Annotated in this window: 21 protein-coding genes and 1 pseudogene; 14 read left to right on the top strand and 8 right to left on the bottom strand. The window is 53.2% G+C overall.

The window, feature by feature from the left end; translation table 11 throughout:
- The first annotated feature begins 103 nt into the window (after positions 1–103).
- From HF685_RS08930 to HF685_RS08875, 12 genes and pseudogenes are all read left to right on the top strand, one after another.
- Positions 104–1,213, top strand: a complete 1,110-nt coding sequence (locus HF685_RS08930) for a DUF2855 family protein (protein WP_246218558.1) — start codon at positions 104–106, stop codon at positions 1,211–1,213.
- A 104-nt stretch (positions 1,214–1,317) separates the two neighbouring features.
- A complete protein-coding gene (locus tag HF685_RS08925; protein WP_168819401.1) occupies positions 1,318–3,111 on the top strand; it encodes a patatin-like phospholipase family protein in 1,794 nt (597 codons plus the stop codon).
- A gap of 175 nt (positions 3,112–3,286) precedes the next feature.
- Complete coding sequence (locus HF685_RS08920; RefSeq protein WP_168819399.1) at positions 3,287–3,835, top strand: hypothetical protein; 549 nt, start codon at positions 3,287–3,289, stop codon at positions 3,833–3,835.
- Complete coding sequence (locus tag HF685_RS08915) at positions 3,828–5,189, top strand: DNA-packaging protein (protein ID WP_168819397.1); 1,362 nt, start codon at positions 3,828–3,830, stop codon at positions 5,187–5,189. The genes HF685_RS08920 and HF685_RS08915 overlap by 8 nt, the downstream gene beginning before the upstream one ends.
- Before the next feature lie 8 nt (positions 5,190–5,197).
- Positions 5,198–6,349 (top strand): phage portal protein, encoded by a 1,152-nt coding sequence (locus tag HF685_RS08910; RefSeq protein ID WP_168819395.1) that lies wholly within the window; start codon positions 5,198–5,200, stop codon positions 6,347–6,349.
- A gap of 6 nt (positions 6,350–6,355) precedes the next feature.
- Positions 6,356–6,664, top strand: coding sequence for a DUF6127 family protein (locus HF685_RS08905; protein WP_168819393.1), 309 nt, complete (start codon positions 6,356–6,358; stop codon positions 6,662–6,664).
- A complete protein-coding gene (locus HF685_RS08900) occupies positions 6,661–7,059 on the top strand; it encodes an HK97 family phage prohead protease (protein WP_168819390.1) in 399 nt (132 codons plus the stop codon). Before HF685_RS08905 ends, HF685_RS08900 begins: the two co-directional genes overlap by 4 nt.
- Before the next feature lie 106 nt (positions 7,060–7,165).
- Positions 7,166–7,993 (top strand): annotated as a pseudogene (locus tag HF685_RS08895) (phage major capsid protein); the annotation flags it as partial.
- Entirely contained in the window at positions 7,902–9,350 is a 1,449-nt protein-coding gene (locus HF685_RS08890) for a GTA baseplate fiber-binding domain-containing protein (protein ID WP_425500155.1), read from the top strand. The pseudogene HF685_RS08895 and the gene HF685_RS08890, both read left to right, overlap by 92 nt.
- Before the next feature lie 24 nt (positions 9,351–9,374).
- Positions 9,375–9,827: a DUF2793 domain-containing protein gene (locus HF685_RS08885; RefSeq protein ID WP_168819384.1), complete on the top strand. Its 453-nt coding sequence runs from the start codon at positions 9,375–9,377 to the stop codon at positions 9,825–9,827.
- 190 nt (positions 9,828–10,017) lie between these two features.
- Entirely contained in the window at positions 10,018–11,124 is a 1,107-nt protein-coding gene (locus tag HF685_RS08880) for an OmpA family protein (RefSeq protein ID WP_211051084.1), read from the top strand.
- Between the two features lie 165 nt (positions 11,125–11,289).
- Positions 11,290–11,802, top strand: a complete 513-nt coding sequence (locus HF685_RS08875; RefSeq protein WP_168819382.1) for an AHH domain-containing protein — start codon at positions 11,290–11,292, stop codon at positions 11,800–11,802.
- Here HF685_RS08875 and purQ read toward each other — a convergent pair.
- From purQ to HF685_RS08840, 7 genes are all read right to left on the bottom strand, one after another.
- Complete coding sequence (gene purQ, locus HF685_RS08870; protein WP_168819380.1) at positions 11,790–12,458, bottom strand: phosphoribosylformylglycinamidine synthase subunit PurQ; 669 nt, start codon at positions 12,456–12,458, stop codon at positions 11,790–11,792. The genes HF685_RS08875 and purQ overlap by 13 nt on opposite strands.
- A 2-nt stretch (positions 12,459–12,460) precedes the next feature.
- The gene (gene purS / locus HF685_RS08865; RefSeq protein WP_168819378.1) at positions 12,461–12,691 is read right to left on the bottom strand and encodes a phosphoribosylformylglycinamidine synthase subunit PurS; all 231 of its coding nucleotides are present in this window, start codon (positions 12,689–12,691) and stop codon (positions 12,461–12,463) included.
- A gap of 138 nt (positions 12,692–12,829) precedes the next feature.
- Positions 12,830–14,272, bottom strand: coding sequence for a surface lipoprotein assembly modifier (locus HF685_RS08860; RefSeq protein WP_168819376.1), 1,443 nt, complete (start codon positions 14,270–14,272; stop codon positions 12,830–12,832).
- A gap of 13 nt (positions 14,273–14,285) precedes the next feature.
- The gene (locus HF685_RS08855) at positions 14,286–15,497 is read right to left on the bottom strand and encodes a HupA family protein (RefSeq protein ID WP_168819375.1); all 1,212 of its coding nucleotides are present in this window, start codon (positions 15,495–15,497) and stop codon (positions 14,286–14,288) included.
- Between the two features lie 178 nt (positions 15,498–15,675).
- Positions 15,676–16,455 (bottom strand): phosphoribosylaminoimidazolesuccinocarboxamide synthase, encoded by a 780-nt coding sequence (gene purC, locus HF685_RS08850; protein WP_168819373.1) that lies wholly within the window; start codon positions 16,453–16,455, stop codon positions 15,676–15,678.
- Positions 16,456–16,576: 121 nt separating this feature from the next.
- Complete coding sequence (locus tag HF685_RS08845) at positions 16,577–17,533, bottom strand: DUF4349 domain-containing protein (protein WP_168819371.1); 957 nt, start codon at positions 17,531–17,533, stop codon at positions 16,577–16,579.
- Between the two features lie 90 nt (positions 17,534–17,623).
- A complete protein-coding gene (locus HF685_RS08840) occupies positions 17,624–17,854 on the bottom strand; it encodes a hypothetical protein (protein ID WP_168819369.1) in 231 nt (76 codons plus the stop codon).
- A 267-nt stretch (positions 17,855–18,121) separates the two neighbouring features.
- Between HF685_RS08840 and HF685_RS08835 the strand changes: the two genes are divergently transcribed.
- Together HF685_RS08835 and HF685_RS08830 are read left to right on the top strand one after the other, a co-directional pair.
- Positions 18,122–18,586, top strand: a complete 465-nt coding sequence (locus HF685_RS08835; RefSeq protein WP_168819368.1) for a hypothetical protein — start codon at positions 18,122–18,124, stop codon at positions 18,584–18,586.
- A complete protein-coding gene (locus HF685_RS08830; RefSeq protein WP_168819367.1) occupies positions 18,583–19,371 on the top strand; it encodes a ceramidase domain-containing protein in 789 nt (262 codons plus the stop codon). The genes HF685_RS08835 and HF685_RS08830 overlap by 4 nt, the downstream gene beginning before the upstream one ends.
- Positions 19,372–19,373: 2 nt before the next feature.
- Here the strand turns inward: HF685_RS08830 and HF685_RS08825 are convergent, their stop codons facing one another.
- Positions 19,374–20,087 carry a CPBP family intramembrane glutamic endopeptidase, BDIM_20840 family gene (locus HF685_RS08825; RefSeq protein WP_168819366.1) on the bottom strand — a complete coding sequence of 238 codons (714 nt, stop codon included), beginning with the start codon at positions 20,085–20,087 and terminating at the stop codon, positions 19,374–19,376.
- Between the last annotated feature and the right edge of the window lie 79 nt (positions 20,088–20,166).

The following is a 20,166-nucleotide window of genomic DNA, read 5'->3' as shown; positions in this document are numbered from 1 at the left end:
CCCCGATCACGCATGTTTGGCGCGCTTTTCCCGATTTATGGCGCAAGGATTAGCAGCAGCAAGATTTTTGGCAAATGCTTTTGCTATATTGCCTTGATCGGCTATGTTCGAACTATCGCAATTACCGATTTTATGGAGCCAATGGATGCAAAGCTTGTGGGTCAATAAGACCAATCTTTCCAAAGCCGAATGGCACGAAACGGCACTGCCCGAGCTCGGCGATGGCCAAGTCCTCCTTGAAATCGAGAAATATGCGCTGACCGCCAATAACATCACTTATGCCGTTGTTGGCGATGGCTTTGGTTACTGGAATTTCTTCCCGACCGGCGATGATGCGCACGGCATTGTTCCGGTCTGGGGTTTTGCGAAAGTCGTGCAATCGCGATGCGCCGACATATCGGAAGGCGAGCGGGTTTATGGCTATTTACCGATGGCGAGCCATTTGGTGGTGACGCCCGGCGGTCTCTCGAGCGGGAGTTTCGTGGATGGCGCCGAGCACCGTGCTGGCCTGGCTTTGGTCTATAATCAATATCACCGGCTCGGCACTGATGCTGGTAAGCATGAAGAAGAGCGCGCATTGTTCCAGCCGCTATTCACCACCAGCTTTTTGATCGAAGATATGATGCGGCAGGCTGACTGGTTTGGTGCTGATGCTCTGGTTCTCACCAGCGCATCATCCAAAACCGCGCTTGGTCTGGCTCTGGTGGCGAAAAATCTGAGCCCCGGTATCAAGCGTATCGGTCTCACATCTCCGGGCAATATCGCATTTGTCGAGCAGACAGGGCTTTATGATCAGGTGTTGGCTTATGATGATTTGGGGCAAGCGGAAAGCGGTCAACCCACTGTATCGGTCGATTTTGCAGGCAATAGCAAATTGCTTTCGGCAATCCATTCGCATTGGGGAGATAATCTCAAATATAGCTGTTTGGTTGGTGTTACCCATATCGATGAACGTTCCGGCGCTGGCGACTTGGAAGGGCCAAAGCCTATCATGTTCTTCGCGCCTACTGCCGCGCAAACGCTGATCGAGCAAGTGGGACCAGATCAGTTTCGCGCCAGTGTCGACAAGGAATTTGCCGCGTTTATTGGCGCGATGAAAGACCATCTCGGCGTGGAACATCATTCCGGCACAGGCGCGATTGCAAGTTCCTATCTTGAGATGTTGGGCGGCAAAGTCGCACCAAGTCGCGGAATGATTTGCGCGTTTGCCTGACCATGCTGTTGGTTAACTGCTGGGATTATCAGGGAATAACTTGATTCCTGCGGGAAAGTCTCAATAATGCGCCGAACAGGGTCGCACCTGTTGGGGATATATTTGTGACGGACATACCGCCGAAACCAGATCTTGCGCGCCATGCCCTGTTTGACGGCGTGTCGAGCGCGGCTCTGGATGCGCTTGCGGCGGCCTCGGAGGTGAAACCGGTTTCCGGCGGAGACGCGCTGGTCTCGCAGGGCGATGATGCGGACGCGCTATATTTTGTTGAATCGGGCCGATTTCGGGTCGTCGTCAACAAGGTCCATGTCGTAGCGCATATCGAAGCCGGAGAAGCGGTGGGCGAGCTCGCATTTTTTGCCGGCGGCAAAAGAACTGCAGATGTAATCGCCACTCGCGATTCCAAAGTGTTGAAAGTTTCCCGTTCGGTTTTTGACGCCATCGCTGAGCGCCATCCCGCGCTCACCCAGGCCATGCTCAAGCTGGTTTCGGAGCGGCTGGCTGTTGCAACGGCCAGGACATCTTCCATGTCCACCGACGTTCCTCGCGTCATCGCACTGCTTCCGGCTGGCACAAGCCAGCTTCCCGATGGTTTTCTCGCCCGGTTAGCGACGGCGTTTGAAGAGGTTGTCCGTTCCGATACGCCCGTTATCGCGCTGGATCGGAGCACCAGCGAACATAGTGATGAGGCTTCCTACCAAAGCTGGCTTGCGGAACAGGAGGCAAAGGGCGCCTATATATTGATTGATGGCAGTGGCTCTGAAGAATGGGGGCAACTGGTTTGCCGGAATGCCGATGGACTCGTGATGGTCGGGAGGCCCGGACGTGCGGAACCGGGTGTCAATCCGATGGAGGAAGCTGCAATGCGCTGGATAGATGGCGGCCAGCGCACGGTATTATTGGTGAGAAGCAAATCGGAAAAACCGATCAGCAAAAGTGCAGCCTGGATTGATCCGCGACAATCAAAGCTGCATCATCATATTGCTCTGGATAATGATGCGGACTTTGCCAAAGTCGCGCGCTTTCTGACCGGACGCGCGGTGGGGCTTGTACTGGCTGGCGGTGGCGCTTTGGGCTGCGCGCATCTGGGCGTTATCAAAGCCCTGCGGCAAGCTGAGATTCCGATTGATTTTATTGGCGGCGCGAGCGCGGGTGCAGCAATGGGCGGCGCGATTGCGCGCGGCATGACGGTGGATGAAACTCTCGATCAGATGGAAGCGATGTTCATCAAGGCCAAAGCAATGCGGCGACTTACTCTCCCGTTCTTCTCGCTGCTGGACCCGACGGTGTTTGATCGTGAATTGCGCACCCGTTACGGTGGCAAGGATATTGTCGACCAGCCGATTAACTTCTTCGGCGTGTCGACCAATCTCTCGACCAACGGGCTGCACGTCCACCGGCGCGGGCCTCTTTGGGAATGTGTGCGGGCTTCGGGTTCGCTGCCAACTATCTTGCCGCCCTTTATCGACAGCGACCGCAATATATTGGTCGATGGCGGCGTGCTTGATAATGTGCCGGTTAAAGTCATGCATAATCTTAAAACCGGGCCCAATATCGTAGTCTCGCTCGGCGACCCGAACGAAGTCTGGCGCACGGATGCTGTCTATGATGACATCCGAGGCCGATGGTCGCTGCTCCGCGATTTTATTTTCCGGCGCAAACAAGAGCGGAAATTTCCCTCGATTGTCGAGATTATGTCGCGATCAATGGTTGTCGCCAGCCGGATGGCGTCAAAAGAGATGCTGGAAGACGGCGATATATTGGTCAATCCCCCGATTATCGAAGGTATGCAGATCCTCGACTGGCATCTGGGCCGGGAACTGGCGGAGATTGCCGCAGAATATTTCACCGAGAAGGTGCTGATTAGCAGTGATTTCAAGGACAGTATAACCAATTAGGTTATTATGCTTGACATCGTCACGCTGTTTAGGTACATATAAGGAACATCGAGAAAAAGTGATTCGGGCCGACGGCTTCTGAAACACGGATTGGCGCAAGCGAGCGCCGACCATGGTTCAGTGCTGCGGCCTTTTTTGTGTCTCGCGCCATTGTGGCGCCAGCTCTGGAGACAATATGTCCAGTATAAAACAGTCGCAATCAAATGAGTCCAGTGCTGAAATGCGGCAACAGCATTATCTAAAGCAAAAGGCCGCGTTTCTGGAGCATCTAGCCACCACATCCCATGTTGCAAATTCTGCAAAGGCTGCTGGTATACCGGATTCCACGTTATATAACTGGCGGAAAAATGATCCGGAATTTTGCGGGGCATGGATGGAAGCGCTGGCTGCGGGATATGAGCTACTTGAGCTTGAGCTGTTGCAGCGCGCTCGCGGTGGTGTGAAGAAAAAGATTTTCTACGGCGGCAAAGTCGTTGGCACGGCGCGGGAATATAACGACGGCATGGCCTTCCGGTTGCTGATGGCCCATAAGGAGTCTGTTGCGATGACAAGAGCGGCACAAGCCAGCCTGACTGGCGGAAAAAGCACCAGCGCTCTGCGCGCGGAACTGGACCAGAAGCTGGCTATGATGCGTGAACGGTTGCTGGCGCGCCGTAATGATGAGGCGGCTGTTGGTAACAATGCCCAATCTGAAACAGGACCGCCATGGAACAACAATGCCTAATGTCGCGCTGGCGCAGCGCTACGCGACAATGGAGCCTCACGAGCTAGGCTATTATTTCGATAATCTCAGCGACAAAGAGCTCGAGACGTTCATGCGCCACTGGCCTATCTGGGCGCGACCAGACCAGCTCGCACCAAATGGCAAGTGGCCGGTCTGGCTCATATTGGCGGGGCGCGGCTTTGGCAAAACACGGGCCGGGGCCGAATGGGTGCGCAATATTGCCGAAGATAATGGCGACGCCCGTTTTGCGCTGGTTGGCGCGAATTTTGCCGAAGCTCGGACGGTGATGGTAGAAGGCGAAAGCGGGTTGCTTTCGATCTCCACCGCCGAAAAGCGCCCGACATGGGAACCCTCATTGAAGCGTCTGCGCTGGGACAATGGCGCTGAAGCGCGGCTTTATTCGGCTGCAGAACCGGAAGGATTGCGCGGTCCACAGCACAGCCACGCCTGGTGCGATGAAATCGCCAAATGGATGAACAATGCAGGACAGGCAAAAGCGACATGGGACAATTTGAAGATGGGACTTCGGCTAGGCGAATGCCCGCAAATCGTTGCCACGACCACGCCGCGCCCGGTGCCGCTGGTACGTGCATTGGTCAAGGACAAAGCGGTGGTGATCACCAAAGGGCGGACGCAGGATAATGATCTTAATCTGCCTGTGATTTTCCTGACCGCGATGAAGGCAGACTATGGCGGCACGCGGCTGGGGCGTCAGGAACTGGACGGCGAGCTGATCGAACAACCGGAAGGCGCGCTGTGGACGCGGGATATGATTGAGGTTTGCAGGATTGAGCCAAGTACCGCTGATCCTGAGCCTGTCGAAGGATCGTGTCCGGTCACAGAATACAACAGAATAGTAATCGGCGTAGACCCGCCAGCTTCGGCAACCGGAGACGCATGCGGTATCATCGTTGCGGGGCTGGGCGCGGACGATAAAGCGACCATCCTCGCCGATTGCAGCGTGGAAAAAGCCAGCCCCGAAAAATGGGCTCGCGCTGTGGCGGATGCTGCAGACATCTGGAACGCCGACAAGGTGATTGCCGAGGCCAATCAAGGCGGCGCGATGGTGAAATCCGTGTTGCAGGCGGCAAAAATATCGCTGCCGGTAAAACTGGTCCACGCCTCACGCGGCAAAGTCGCAAGGGCAGAGCCAGTCGCTGCGCTTTATGAAAACAACCGCGTCCACCACGCAGGAACCTTTCCGCGCCTGGAAGACGAACTCTGCGGGCTTCTGATTGGTCGCGCCTATGATGGCCCGGGAAGATCACCGGACCGTGCGGATGCGCTGGTTTACGCGCTGACGGAATTGATGCTGGGCAAAGTAAAGAGGCCCAATGTTCGAAATTTGATTTAGGAAAAAAAATGACATTTTGGGAAAACATCTCGCTCGCCTTCAAGGGCGGGGCGGGGCAAACTCGGCCGCCTTTAGGGCGCAGCTACATCGGCTCATATGGGGGCGCTTCATTTTCGGGTGAGGCGCCTTTTTCTTATGAGGCTAATGTCCGCGAGGCCTATGTCGAGAATGCGATTGCCCAGCGGGCGGTGCGGATTGTCGCCGAGGCGGTGGGCGATGTGCCGCTGGCGCCGGTGGACGAGAGTGTTGCCACCCTCGTCAACACAAGCAGCGCCGCGCAATCGCTGCTGGAAACTGTCGCAGCGCATCTGTTGCTCCACGGCAATGCCTATGTGCAGATTATCTGCGGCGCGGATGATCAGCCGGCAGAACTCTTTGCGTTACGTCCTGACCGGATCACCATTGAACCGGATGCCAAGGGCTGGCCGGTGGCTTATGTCTATCAGGCCGGCGAGCATAAAACCCGCTTTGCCGCGCTCGATGAAATGGCCATGGATGGGCAACGCGATGCGGTGATCCATCTGAAAGCCTTTCACCCGACCGATGATCATTATGGACTGGGTTGTCTCGGTGCGGCGGGCAAGGCGGTGGCTGTTCACAACGCCGCGGCAAAATGGAACAAGGCTTTGCTCGACAATGCGGCGCGGCCGTCTGGCGCGCTGGTTTATGATCCTGGCACAGATGGTTCGGCGCTGTCGGCGGACCAGTTTGATCGGCTGAAAGCAGAAATGGAAGCAAGTTTTGCCGGCTCCGGCAACGCAGGCCGACCAATGTTGCTGGAAGGAGGCCTGAAATGGCAATCGATGAGCATGACCCCAGCGGACATGGATTTTGTCGCGCTGAAAGAAGGAGCGGCGCGGGAGATCGCGCTGGCCTTTGGCGTGCCGCCGATGCTGCTCGGGCTGCCGGGCGACAATAGCTACGCCAATTACCGCGAGGCCAATCGCGCATTGTGGCGGCTGACGATTTTGCCGCTGGCGGGCAAGATACTGGATGGCTTGTCGGTGCCGCTGCGTTCTTGGTGGCCGGAGCTGAAACTGGCGGTGGATCGAGACCAAATCCCCGCCCTGTCGGAAGACCGCGAGCGATTGTGGAAGCAGGTTTGTGAAGCGGATTTTCTGTCGCCGCAAGAGAAACGCACGATGTTGGGTTTGGAGTAAATGATCATGCATAATAACGAAATGCTCGCCCGCCTGATGGCGCAGGCCGAAAGTGATGGCGCGGACCTGAATACGCTCCGCGCGATTGTCGAGGAGGCGACCGATGGCGGCGCGGTGCGCGTGCTGGAGCGGCTTGGTCTGGCCGACCCAAAGGCGCAAAATGATCTTGATGAACTGCGCGAGCTGCTCCGTGCCTGGCGCGATGCCAAGGCGAGCGCGTCGAAAGCGGCCATTTCCTGGCTGGTGCGCGGCACATTGGCGCTGTTGCTGATCGGCATCGCAATGCGGCTGGGCCTCGGGCATTTGGTATCATGAGCGAGCTGCGCTTTGCGGGATATGCCGCGATCTTCAACCGCATCGACAAGGGCGGCGACATTATCCGCCCCGGCGCGTTTGGCGAGTTTCCCGAAGGAAAAGTGCTGACGCTGTTATGGCAACACCGACCCGACCAGCGCATCGGCAGCATCGAATACGCCCGCGAAGACCGGCGCGGCTTGAGGGTTATCGGGAATGTCTCGACTGCAACCAGCGCGGGCCGCGATGCCGCAGCGATGCTGTCTGGCGGAGGAGTCAAAGGCCTAAGCTTTGGTTATCGGGTGAAGCAATCTGCCGGGCACAAACCACGGCAATTGCTGGATCTGGATGTCGCCGAGATTTCGCTGGTGACCTACCCGATGCAGGGACTGGCGACAGTGCATCTTGTCACCTGAATTTAGTCACGCGAAGCCGCGAAGCCGCAAAGAAGAGGAAGCTGTTCGCTTCTCATTCTTCCCGTCTTCGCGTGAAAATATCTAACTTCCACAAGAAAGGAAAAACATGGAACTCTCCCACAAAATTGAAAATCTCGAAACCAAGGATGACCCGCCAAAAAGCGAACTGGAGGCGTCTTTTGACGCTGTCCTTGTGGCAGAAGATACCGCCAGTCAAGGCAAGGCGATTGCCGAATTGCGCACTGATGTTGACGGTCTCAAAAGCCAGATGACGGACATCTCGAAGGCTTCCGCGCGCCCTGCTTTGGCCGGAAATCTCGATGGCGCGAAAGGGATGGTGTCGTCCGCCGCTTCGGAGGATTTTGTCTCCAGATATCTCCGGCGCGGCGATCATAGCGGGATTGAGCTGAAGAGTTTCTCCGGCGCGTCCGGCCCCGAAGGCGGGTTTGCGGTGCCTCGCGAAATTGATGCACTGATTGGCTCGACGCTCAAATCCATTTCGCCGATCCGCGCCATCGCCACGATCGTGCAAACCGGCAGCGCGGGTTATCGCAAGCTTGTGACTGATGGCGGCACGCCCGCTGGCTGGGTTTCCGAAACCGCCAGCCGCCCGGAAACCGACACGCCGAATTTCAACGAAATCGCTCCGCCGACCGGAGAGCTTTATGCTAATCCCGCCGCCTCTCAAGCCATGCTTGATGATGCCGCCTTTGATGTCGAGGCCTGGCTCGCCGATGAAATCGCCCGGGAATTTGCCCAAGCGGAAGGTGCGGCCTTTGTTGGCGGCTCTGGCGTCAATCAGCCGCGTGGCTTTTTGAATGCGGCGGTGACGGACGAGGCCGATGATGTGCGAGCCTTTGGTTCGTTGCAATATGTCCCTTCCGGTTCAAGCGGCAGCTTTGCCAGTGAAGATGCTCTGGTTGATCTCGTTCAACCGAATTCCATCATTGACCTTCGAGGTGATCGCAGATGATGGTTCTGTAACCATCGGGCAGACCATTGCGGACGTTTCAGATATGCAAAATGCTTTTCGCTCCGGTCTTGGGCGCGCGATTATCAATCGCGATTTTCCGGCGGCAATCTCCACCATTCAAGCCAAGTCTATCGCGCACAATATGCTGTTCTCTATTTATCAAGAACGAACCACGGCGCGGCTGGAGGTGATGCAAGCCAGTCAAAATTTGCAGCCCGGTGCTTTGGTCCGGATAGCCGATAGCGCCGGTTTGTGGCGGGTGCGATCAAGTGAAATCAAAAATGGCGTGATTGCGCTCCAGCTGGTTAAGGCAATCCATACAACGACTGACATTAGTGAGGACACTGATCAAGGCCGCGCTGTGTCGCAAGTCGATGCGCTGGCTGGTCCTACCCGATTGATACTGGTTGATTTGCCGTTTGCTATTAATGCGCCCTTTCAGGCGTCCGAGCTTCCCCGCCTATATGCCGTTGCTGCCGGTGGGGCCGGTTGGCGCAAAGCGCAGCTTTTCAACAGCGATGCAAATGGCAACGCTGATCAGCCAATAGCCGAAATATTACCGCCCGCGACCATTGGGACTGCGACGCAAGTTTTGGAACTGGCGAGCGCCAATCTTGTCGATGATAAAAATAGCATTGAGATCAGCCTGCACCATCCGGGAATGCAATTATATGATGCGGACGATGGCCGTCTGTTTGCCGGAGCTAATGCGGCATTGCTGGGACCAGAGCTTATCCAGTTCGGCAGAGCCACACCGCTGGGCAACGGGCGTTACCGTCTTTCCCGTTTGCTCAGAGGGCTAGGGGGAACGGAAAACCAAATGGCCGCCCATGCTATTGGCGAAAATTTTATACTGCTTAATGCCACAGAGATGACCGCAATTGATCCACTTCATTTTTCGCCGTTTATGCCTGCCAGATTCTGGGCATTGGGGCGGGGTGATGAGCAACCGGTACTGGCAAGCCACGCGAGACCGGGCGTTGCGTTAAGGCCGCTTTCGCCAGTGCATCCAAGGGTTTTCTGGCAGATCGACGGTTCTATGGAAATCGGCTGGACCCGCCGGTCGCGCGCGGGCGGTTTATGGCGAGACAATGTCGAAGTGCCGCTGGCCGAAGAATCGGAATTATACCGTCTTAATATTGCCTCTGATGCGGGTGGCGCAGTTACTCCTGTTGATACGGCCAATCCTTATCACGTTGTGGCGTTCACAAATCTGCAAGACTTCCGATCAAACGGGGTTTCCAATTTGCAGGTAGAAATACGGCAAATCGGATCTCATGCCATATCATCTCCGCTTGGCTTCCATATTCCAATCTAGTTTTTAAACCCGAAAGGTTGCATCATGTCATCACTACAAACCGCGCGGTTTTCCCTTCCATTACTGTCTCCGGGGCAGGCCAGCAAAGAGGTCTTTCATAACGAGGCGTTGAGCCTGATCGATTTCTTGCTGCACCCCGTGGTCGAAAATATCGCTAATGATCCGCAGTTGCTATCTCCTGGCGAGGGACAAAGCTGGCTTGTCGGAACATCGCCGCTTGGCGAGTGGCAAGAGCATAGCGGACATATTGCCGGTTGGACTGCTGGTGGGTGGAGATACATCCGCCCACAGGAGAATATGCGGATTGTGGTTTCCGATGAGCGCAAGACCTTGATTTATCGTGATAACTTATGGGTATCAGTGGGTGCGATCCTCCCGCCGGCTGGAGGATCAAATATTGACCCAGAAGCGAGGGTCGCAATCGATTCGATTCTTGATATTTTACAACTCCTTAGAATCGCCCCTGACGGGCTCTGATTGTCCGAGTCATCGGGTCATTTCTGCAATCTGCTGGTATAATGCACCTGTATTCGCGTAACTTTTTTCGCTAAATCACGTAAATGGCGACATTTTCGCAACAGTTATTCTATTTGGCGGCTTGCACTGTTTAAATCGAAAGGTTACAAAGCGCCGTGAAATTAGAACCTAAAAGAGAAGGGGAATTTAAATGCGTAAGCTTGCCATAGGATTGGCGCTTGCCTCCACGGCGCTTGCTTCACCAGCCTTGGCCCGTGATGGCCAATGGTATATTGGTGTTGAAGGCGGCGCGATGCTCGTCGAAGATATTACATCAGATATCGCTGGAATCGCCGGTGCTAGTGAAGTTGACCATAAAGTCGGTTACGATTTTGACGGTATTGTAGGCTATGATTTCGGCGGATTTCGTCTGGAATCAGAAGTTGCCTACAAATCGGCAGCAGCAGAGCGCTTGCAAATTGGCGCGCCTGGTGTTCCACAGACTGTATCCGGTGCAGGACCGAATTTCTTCGGTGTTACGCCAATTAACGGCGAAGTAAATGCATTGAGCTTCATGCTCAATGGTATGCTTGATTTTGGCGACGATGACGGCGTTCAAGCTTTTGCTGGCGGCGGCGTCGGCGTGGCACGGACGGAAATTACCAACGTGTTCGCGGGACCGTATCTTAATGATTCGGATACCGGATTTGCCTGGCAGCTTTTGGCAGGCATTCGCGCTCCGCTGAGCGACAGCTGGGATGTTGGCGTTAAATATCGTTTCTTCAATGCAGACAAAATTGATCTTGTCGATCAAGTTGGCCGTAATGTTTCTACGCGCCTGCGGACCCACTCAATTCTGGGTAGCTTGATTTACAACTTCGGCGGCGAGCCAGATGCTCCACCACCACCAGTGGCGCCTCCACCGCCTCCACCACCACCGCCACCACCACCGCCACCTGCTCAAGTATGTGCGCCTGGACCTTACATCGTATTCTTCGATTGGGATCAGTCTGACATTACACCAGAAGCAGCAACGGTTCTGGACAATGCTGTAACGGCATATGGTGATTGTGGTTCGGCACAGGTTATGCTTGCTGGTCACGCTGATAAATCTGGTTCGGCCAGCTACAACGTCGGCTTGTCACAACGTCGTAACGCTTCGGTTCGGGCTTATCTCGAATCACGCGGTATCGGCGGCGGCTCGATTTCCAGCGAAGCGTTTGGTGAATCGCGCCCTCGCGTTGAAACCGCAGACGGTGTTCGCGAACCTCAAAACCGTCGTGTGGAAATCATGTACGGTCCTGGTTCAGGAATGTAATTGGTTTAGAAATCAATCAGAAATTGGGCTGGTCTTCGGACCGGCCCTTTTTTTTGCGCAATTACTATTTTTGCAATCAACGACGGTTGTTTCATTTTGGACGAAGTTCAAATGGACATTTGAAGGGTTTGACTAACAATTGTCTCCTTTGTGAAAGGGGGCCCGGTGATTCGATTTTCAGATATCAACAGAATTGGTACTTCGGATTATCGTCCTTATTTTCAGCGCCATCACCTAATACCGCTGCAAGTTTCTTCAATTGGACGCCTCTCCCGAACATTGCATCATGCCCACAGTGGCAGCTTTGGATTTAATGACTTTCGGACCAACGGTATCTTGCTTCCATGCGAAGAGAAATGGGCGGTAGCAACAGGATTTCCACTGCATCGTGGCCCACACCGCGAATATAACGAGCTGGTAATTGAGCGATTATCGCGTTTTTTTGCATTGAGCAAAAAAATCAAAGGTTCTCGTGATCAAAGGACGTTTGTTCGTGATCGGGTTGCTCTTCTACAAAACGGGCTGCGAAGAGGCTTAACACATCAAGGCTTTGATAAACTTAGGCTTAACAAGCGCGATCCCGTTCGGTCTCATAGCGATTTTCAAAAACTGGACGACAAGATTGATACATTGTTCTCTGAAACAACAAAAAGCACTGCGTTGGCTTACGCAAACTGATTACTAAAAAGGCTCTCAAAAATTCTGACGCCATCGGTGCCACCATGTTTTTTGTCGATAGCTCTTTCGGGATGCGGCATCATTCCCAGTATATTTCCATCGTCATTGAAGAGTCCTGCAATATTATTCGCAGAGCCGTTTACATTTTCGACATATCGGAATGCAATCCGACCGTCATTTTCAAGCGATTTCAGTGTTTCCGGATCAGCGAAATAGTTACCATCATGATGCGCTACCGGAAGTTTGATGCGTTCATCAGTTGCAAAGCCCGCCGTAAAAGCAGTCGAGGTTTGCTGAACTGTCAGGCTAACATCTCTGCAAATGAAATTCATTCTTTCATTTCGCATCAACGCGCCGGGCAAAAGACCGATCTCTGTCAAAATCTGAAAACCATTGCAGACGCCCAGGATTTTCACTCCGCGCTGAGCCGCTGAAAAAATCGATGGGATTATTTTCGAACGTGAGGCCATTGCTCCGCAGCGCAAATAGTCCCCGTAAGAAAAGCCTCCCGGGATCGCAATTACATCCAGGCCTTCAGGCAGGTCGGTATCGTCATGCCAGACCATATGAGGTTTTTTGCCGGATACAGTTTCCAGTGCAACGGCCATATCTCGATCACAGTTTGAACCGGGAAAAACAATGACTGCTGATTTCATGTTCAGGCTTTTTCTATTTCGTAATTTTCGATCACGGTATTGGCGAGCAGTTTATCGCACATCTTTTCAAGATCAGCATCCGTAACATCATCATCGACGTCGAGCTCGATCAATTTTCCTGCACGCACATCATTTACACCAGAAAACTGCATATTTTCCAAGGCGTGGTGAATGGCTTTGCCTTGTGGATCAAGGACACCATTTTTAAGCGTCACAAAAATTTTTATCTTCATAGAACTCGCTTCTCGAATGCGCTCTTGCGTGCGTTTATCCCTATAGCGCGATGGTCAAACGGAGCAAGTCCGGCTTTTATATTCCGTAGATTTCGGAACCCGTGAAACGCCACGGAAACAGTCGGGAGACGTCATTTTTCAAAAATATTTGGCAAGCCTGAAATTCACCCGATGGCGACTCATTTCATAGAGCTCATAATTGCTGTCGACGCGCGAATAATTGTAATCCACCGAAGGTGAGAAACCCAGAAATTTGATTTGGCGACTTCCGATGTAGGCTCGGCCATAGCTGCGCCAATCGTTTCGTTTATCCAGTGAATATAGCGCTATGGCTTCATCAAACTGGGCTCGGCTTATGCTCCCGGATACGCCCGCGTTAAGACCGAACGGCAGCTCACCGCCAATTCCGAGATTGATACCATAGTTGAGGCTGGAATATCCTTTTGATTCCAGTAGATCGCGTCTTGCGAACAAACTGGCCGAAGCGATGAGCGACTTTCCAATCAATTGCTCATAGGTGGCATTTGCACCCAGCTGCCATCCGCTAAATGAATCACTCAGTTTTGATTCGGTGCGCCTGGCATCAAGTTCGACGCCGATTCGCTGGCCTTCATTCAAAGCCGATTGCATGCCGATTTTGGCTCCATATTCGCGCGTTGTCAGTTTACCGCCATACCAGCGCTGCAAACCGACCGCCTGTATCGAAACGCTAGCGTACTGAGCCACCCGTAACTCTGGTCCTGCGGCAATCTGTGTGACGATATCGTCCGCAGCCTTGCCCTGATAATTTATGATCTTGCTGTCAGCATCAAACAGAAATGCGATTTTGTCTGTCGCTTTCAACCGAACACCGCCAGAAAACCCGGCAGTCTGGCCAATGCCCGATTTCTGTCGGGCATTCTCATCAAGTGTTAACTCGCCCTTCGCGTCGCCAAATAGCGGGTGAATGGCACCAAAATTAATGTCGATGGCTTCCGCATTGGTTGCGCCGTTAATATTGGTATCAGGGGCGAAGCCGAAATCGAAGCTGAAGCGCCAAACCCTCTGATCGCGTAAAATACTGCGGGTGTTTCGGATGGTTTGGGCTATTTCATCCGGCAAATCTTCGTCATTTTGGGCAAGCCGGAAATGATAGTCCGCGCTGGCTTCCTTGCCGCTGAGTAAATAGGCGCGAGCCAGTTCCAGTCTCACGCGGGTCTGACCCGGATTATCGTCCAATATAGAACGGAATTTCTTGATTGCGATTTTGAGATCGCCGGTCTCTGCCGCTATAAACCCGGCAAGAAACTGTTGTTGTAGCTTGAGTTCAGGAACTTGGCCCAAGGCCTCTACCATTGGTAACGCGGCAGCATAGTTTTTTTCCTGTACCAAAGCTTCTGCCCTGGCAAGCAATTGCTGCGGTGTAATCTGAAAACGACATTGGCCGGCGGCATCGCATTTGGCTACCCCCGGCGGCGCGATTGATTCACTAAAACCGGTTTTCGCAGATCCGGCGTCAGCCAAAGCAGCGCCCGACATGCAGGTCAATATGAGACTGCTGGAAATCAGTTCCAATCGTCGGAGACGGGCCTTCCCGTTCATCGCTTATATCCGCTTATTTTTTCTTGCCGACAAAAGTACCTAAAATATCAATCCGTTCGTCTGGGGTGCCACCGACGATGCGGTATCCGCCTCCCACCTCTTGACCATTGGGACCGTAGAATGCGCCGTCAATGCTTGAGCCTGCAATGACCAGATCAAGGCGATTTCCGCCAGGATTAACAAACCACGCCTCGTTAAACTGCCCGAAAAATCCGCCTGCTTTTACAAGGTCAATCTGTCCGCTACCATTCGCCCGGAAAACTGCGTTTTCGAGCACGCTATGCTGGCGGCTGGTGCCGTCAAACAGTGGCGCACCCACTTTGCCATCAAGAGACAGTGAGAAGGTATTGGTGCCGAAGTTAACACTCGTATTTGCGCGGCCAACGATCCACTGAAAATAGGTGTCCGCGTTGCCGTTGGTATCGACCTGGTCGTTGAATACCATAGAAGCAAGCGTAGTACCCTCGAATGATCCCGTACCAGTCGTCGGCACTTTATCATTTGCTGTTAGTTCGCCATAAGCGAAGGCGCCGCGTTCAAAATTATTCGTCTGTTTCAGATATTCCGTTGTAGCGCCGCCACCATTGACAATTTCTACCTTAATCACGTTCGCCACATTGCGCAAATAACCGGCGAAAGTTACATACTGGGTTTCCGTACCCGGTGTTTGATAGAAAAATGTACTGACATCATAACTACCGGGCAACTCCCGATCACGCAGACCAAAAACAAATTCGCCGGGAATAGGACGAAAAACATTGTCCGAGCTACCCGATTCGAGATAGTTTATGCCTGCGACATTCCATTGTGCATTTCCAAGATCAGGCGTTCCAAACTGCGGTCCAACTGCGCCTCCGAAATCGGTCCTGTGCAGAGGATCCTGAAATCGGTTCGTCGCGGTTGTGCCAGCGAGATTATTGACGAAGCTAACGTCGAAAATAGCGTCCCGCGGATTATAATCTATCGAGATATTGGAGTTTCGGACTGTAGTAGCATCCCCTTGATAGAGTTGAGAACCTTGCCCAGCACCTGGTTCTCCTGCCTCTTCGACAGAATATTGGTAACTATGTGTGCTGCCAGTACCTTTATAAACTTTTTGTTCGGTGGGTTTGACAAATGTGTGGGTGCTTGTGCTGCCGGTGGTACCCCCGCCGGTCGTCGCACCGGATGGAGCGGCAACGCTGCCTGCTGATTGCGGGCCTGCGCCGCCGCAAGCTGCTAACATGGTTGTGCTGGCTAACAATATCAAAACGCGCATCGGAAAAATACCTCACATGAGTTCCACATGAGGACTGTGCTATATTTTAATGGTTAAATTCGCGTAAACCATCCTAAACAAAAATAGCAGCCCCCGAAACCTGCTGTAGGTTATCGGGTCTTAACCATTGGTCGAAGAAATATGGTTATTTTCCGCGCTTCTTTCGTTCACTATCCAGATCAGCGACTTCGCTAGGTCCGCCCTCGGGAAACAGGCCCAAACGCCGCGCGACTTCCTGATAGGCTTCTGCTTCCCCGCCCAGATCGCGGCGGAACCGGTCTTTATCCAGCTTCTCGTTGGTTTCTATGTCCCACAGACGGCAGCCGTCGGGGCTGATTTCGTCAGCCAAAATAATTCGCGAGAAATCTCCGTCAAACAGACGTCCGAATTCCAGTTTAAAATCGATCAGCTTGATTCCGATTCCTGCAAACATGCCAGCCATAAAGTCATTTATGCGGATCGCCATAGCGGAAATATCCTGCATTTCTTCCTGCGTGGCCCAGCCGAAACAGGCGATATGTTCTTCTGCAACCAGCGGGTCGCCAAGCGCATCATCCTTGTAGCAATATTCCAGCAGTGTATGCGGCAGCGGCGTACCTTCCTCAATGCCCAATCGTTTGGACAGCGATCCTGCCGCGACGTTGCGCACGATTACTTCAATCGGCACAATCTCGACTTGTTTCACCAATTGCTCGCGCATATTCAGCCGGCGGATGAAATGGCTGGGGATGCCGATAAGTTCAAGCCGCGTGAAAATATGCTCGCTGATTTTGTTATTGATCACACCTTTGCCGTTGATCGTACCCTTTTTCTCCGCATTAAACGCGGTGGCGTCATCCTTGAAATATTGGATGATCGTGCCAGGCTCCGGGCCCTCATAGAGAATCTTGGCCTTGCCTTCATAAATTTGGCGACGACGGGACATGGGCTTTTCCTACTCGCAAAGGGTGCGACAAAAAATCATGCCCCGAACAGTCGAATCGTTGTGACTCGGACCAATCGGGGCAACGAATATATGCTATAGTCAAAAGCTTCGTGGCGCGCAATCAATCCTCTGTTGCAGTGGCTTCTTCATAACTTTCAATTTCACGACCCCAGAACGAGCGGTTTTTTGCTTTGAACCGGCGGCGGAGATATATCCCGAGAGCGAGGATGAATATCCAGGGCAACAGCGCCGCTGCGATAGTGACGACGGCGGCGATGGATGTGCCGAGCATGGACGCTATGCCACCAAAGGCCTCTCGAATTGGCCGCAAAAACCCGCCAGAGCCGGGCGCGCCGGACTGATAATTGACGATAATTTTGCTGAATGCGACGCGACCGCGCATTTCCTTGAGCCAGCTGCGTGCCTGGTCAATTTCCTCGTTGACCTGAGTGACAGCGCGTTCGGCCTCGACCAGTTCGGCAACGGTTCCGTTTTTCGTGCGGAGTAACTCGGTCAGTCTCTGGGACAATAAAACCCGGCTGCGCAGGCGCGCTTCGGTATCGACAATGAGCTTTGACAGATCCTCGCCACTGATTGAGGCGGCGATCTGACTCCCGCCATATTCATCGATTGATGTCGCCAGTTGCCCGCCAAAATTTCGGGCTTCTTTGGCTGCTACTTCGAGGTGGAGCATGCCGTTCGCATAATCGCCTTCACCGCCGCTATTTTCCATATTGAGCACGCGACAGGTTTTCGGACCGCGTTTCTCGCAGAGAGTAACATGCGCTTGCTGGGCTTTCGGGATTTCGGCGGCTGGCAGGCGAAAGCCATATTGATAGCTATAAGCGATCTGGGGAATGGAGACCGGAATTTCGCTGGGGGAATTTGCACTTTCTTCAGCATCGCCACTTTGTTTTTGGTTTAGCATTGCCGGTTCCGCAGTAATGTCCGCCGCCGGAACCGCCGCCGTTTCCATAACCTCGGATTCCGCCATGTCATATTCGACTGAATTCTCGCTGCCACTGCTGCAAGCTGCCAAGGCGAACAAAGACGCTGTAATTATTAAATGTCTGGTCATGAAGATATGCTCCGTTCGTTGAGGGAGGATATAGTGTGAAAGCGCCGGGCGCCATCTATTGTGCGACAACGCCCGGCTCCTGTTCAGGGTCTATTCGGCGGTAGTTTGACCTTCTGAAGACTTGTCCGCTTCAGTAGCACCCTCTTCAGCAACTGCACCTTCATCAGCAGCGCTGTCCTCGATTACGCCGTCTTCAGGCGGCATCGCAGGTTCTTCAATTACCTGCTGCATGGGATCGGCTTCAGGCGGAGCCGGTTCTTCGGTTCCACAGGCCGCCAATGGCAAAGCCATGACCGATAATGCTATTACAAGTTTACGCATTTTGCTTCCTCTCCTTAGTTGGGGGAATTTCAGAAGTAATGAGATAACATATCGCAGTCAACGATGAATCGTTTTATATGAGCGACGAATTGAGTTTTGACGCTGTTTTCTGCCTGATACCGGGTGGATTTATTTTCGCTCCGGCTTGAAATTTTCTTGATTTTGGTTCGTCCTGAGCTTTTCGAAGGGCGGATTCACGCATACCGTCGTTAAGCCAGGCTTGCCCTTCGGGTCGACAAGCCCAGAACGAACGGTATTGATAAGCTGATGACAAAATATGCGACCATCGACGAAGTTTTGAAGACCCTTTACGATTGCATATCAGGACCGCCGGGCGGGCAGGACTGGGAGCGGGATCGTGAAATATATCATCCGCGCTGCGTGCTGGTCCGTACCCGGATAGAGGATGGCAAACCATTCGCCTACCCGTTCAGCTATGAAGAGTTTGTCGAAGCCACCATCCCGTTGCTCGAAGGCAAATCCTTTTACGAGATCGAGATTGGCCGCAAAGTCGAAATATTTGGTCAAATCGCTCATGTCTATTCTGCTTACGAAGCGCGCGAGACGCCCGACAATCCGGAGATTCAATTTCGCGGTGTGAATATGATCCATTTATGGAATGATGGGATGGGCGATGATGGCAAACCGGATGGAAGGTGGTGGATCATGGGGATAATCTGGGACAACGAACGCGAGGGTTTGAATTTGCCGTCGGAGTGGTTGAAGCCATGACCAACCTCTCCAATAAGCTATTGATTGCCCTCGCACTAACGGGGATCGCTGCGGCTATAACCATCGGCTTGCTCATGCTTTTCGGCCCCGATTGGTCACTCTACGCACCGGCAAGCTGCACCGCGACACGCTGCTTTTGTGAACTGCCGCGCACTGGTGATTTAATCCTTCAGCCGTCCAACAGCTGGTCAGCCTTTGGCTATGTCTTCGCCGGTTTCCTGATGATCACGCTGGCGCGAACCCGCGATTGGGCTTCGGCCTTCCCACCGCTCGCCGCGCAAGTGTTCGCGATATCCGCGATCACGGTCGGCATTGGCTCGGTTCTGCTCCACGGAACGCTTACATTATGGGGTCAGTTTTTTGATGTGCTCGGCATGTATCTGGTGAGCGGATTCCTGCTGGTCAGCGCTCTCGCGAAATGGCTCCGCATAACGGATCGCCGCGCCGCACTATATTATGTGCTGCTCTGCGCGGTACTGGTCGCCGTGCTTATCGCGCTTCCCGAGGTGCGCCGCTGGCTTTACGGCGTTGTGTTGATTGCCGCGATAATTCTGGAGCTTACATTCGCGAGACCGCTCCGCCTCCAGGTGAAAACACGCTATTATTTCTATGGCATCATCGCCAAGGCGGTTGCCTTTGGTATCTGGAATCTCGATCAGCATGGCAAGGTTTGTGCGCCTGAAAGCCTTTTGCAGGGGCATGCGATCTGGCATTTGCTCGGCGCTTCGGCGCTGTGGTTCACGTTCCTCTATTATCGCAGTGAAGCTGCTAGTGAACCGGAGTAACGTCAGATAATTGTGAAAATGCCATTGGCGAAATTATGCCCGATGATCGGGAGCAATATGCTGCCAGTTTTTTCTCTGATCCATAACAGTATCAATGACGGAATTCCCGTTATGGCGAAGGTCATCATGTCGAAGTCATAGCCACCATTTTCAAATGACATGGCATGTGCCAATCCGAATAATATAGCCGTCAGCAAGCCGCCATATCCTATCGAAGCACCCAAAATATTCCAGCGTTTACGGAAGGCTTCGTTCATCGCGAGAAGCAGAACACCGCGGTAAAATAATTCTTCATCCAGACCCGGCATCGTCCACTGGAACGCGATTGTTTCCGGGTCACTCGGACCCTGACCATCGCTTATCGCAAAATATGACAAGACAGCGCAAAGAGCAAACAGCACCGCATACGCAGATCGGGATCCTGACTTTTGCCGAAACGTTATGCCCGACCGTTCAAAACCGAAAACGTGCCAAGCGGCAATGCCAAGCATCCCAGAGATTGACAATAATTTGCCGAACCAGTTCCAGTCTAAATTGGATATTGGGTTTGGAAAAAAGTAAAATCCGCCGGTAAGCAGGAAATCATAGAACAGGTAGAGCAGCAGCGCGCCGACAAACCATTTCCATTGGAAGTCCTTACGAAATAATATTCCCCCAATGCCACCGAGTATCGCAACGACACCCAAATGACCCAAGGCGACCATTAGTTCGACCACTATCGTACTCCTTGAATATTGTATTGCTGTGGTAGTTCAGTAATGCACTTTCGTCAATCTGATGGAGTCCAGAATTGTT

It is taken from the genome of Parasphingorhabdus halotolerans (genome assembly GCF_012516475.1).
Taxonomy (GTDB): domain Bacteria; phylum Pseudomonadota; class Alphaproteobacteria; order Sphingomonadales; family Sphingomonadaceae; genus Parasphingorhabdus; species Parasphingorhabdus halotolerans.
The sequence above is the reverse complement of the archived record's forward strand: the minus strand, read 5'-3'. Positions and strand labels throughout refer to the sequence as shown.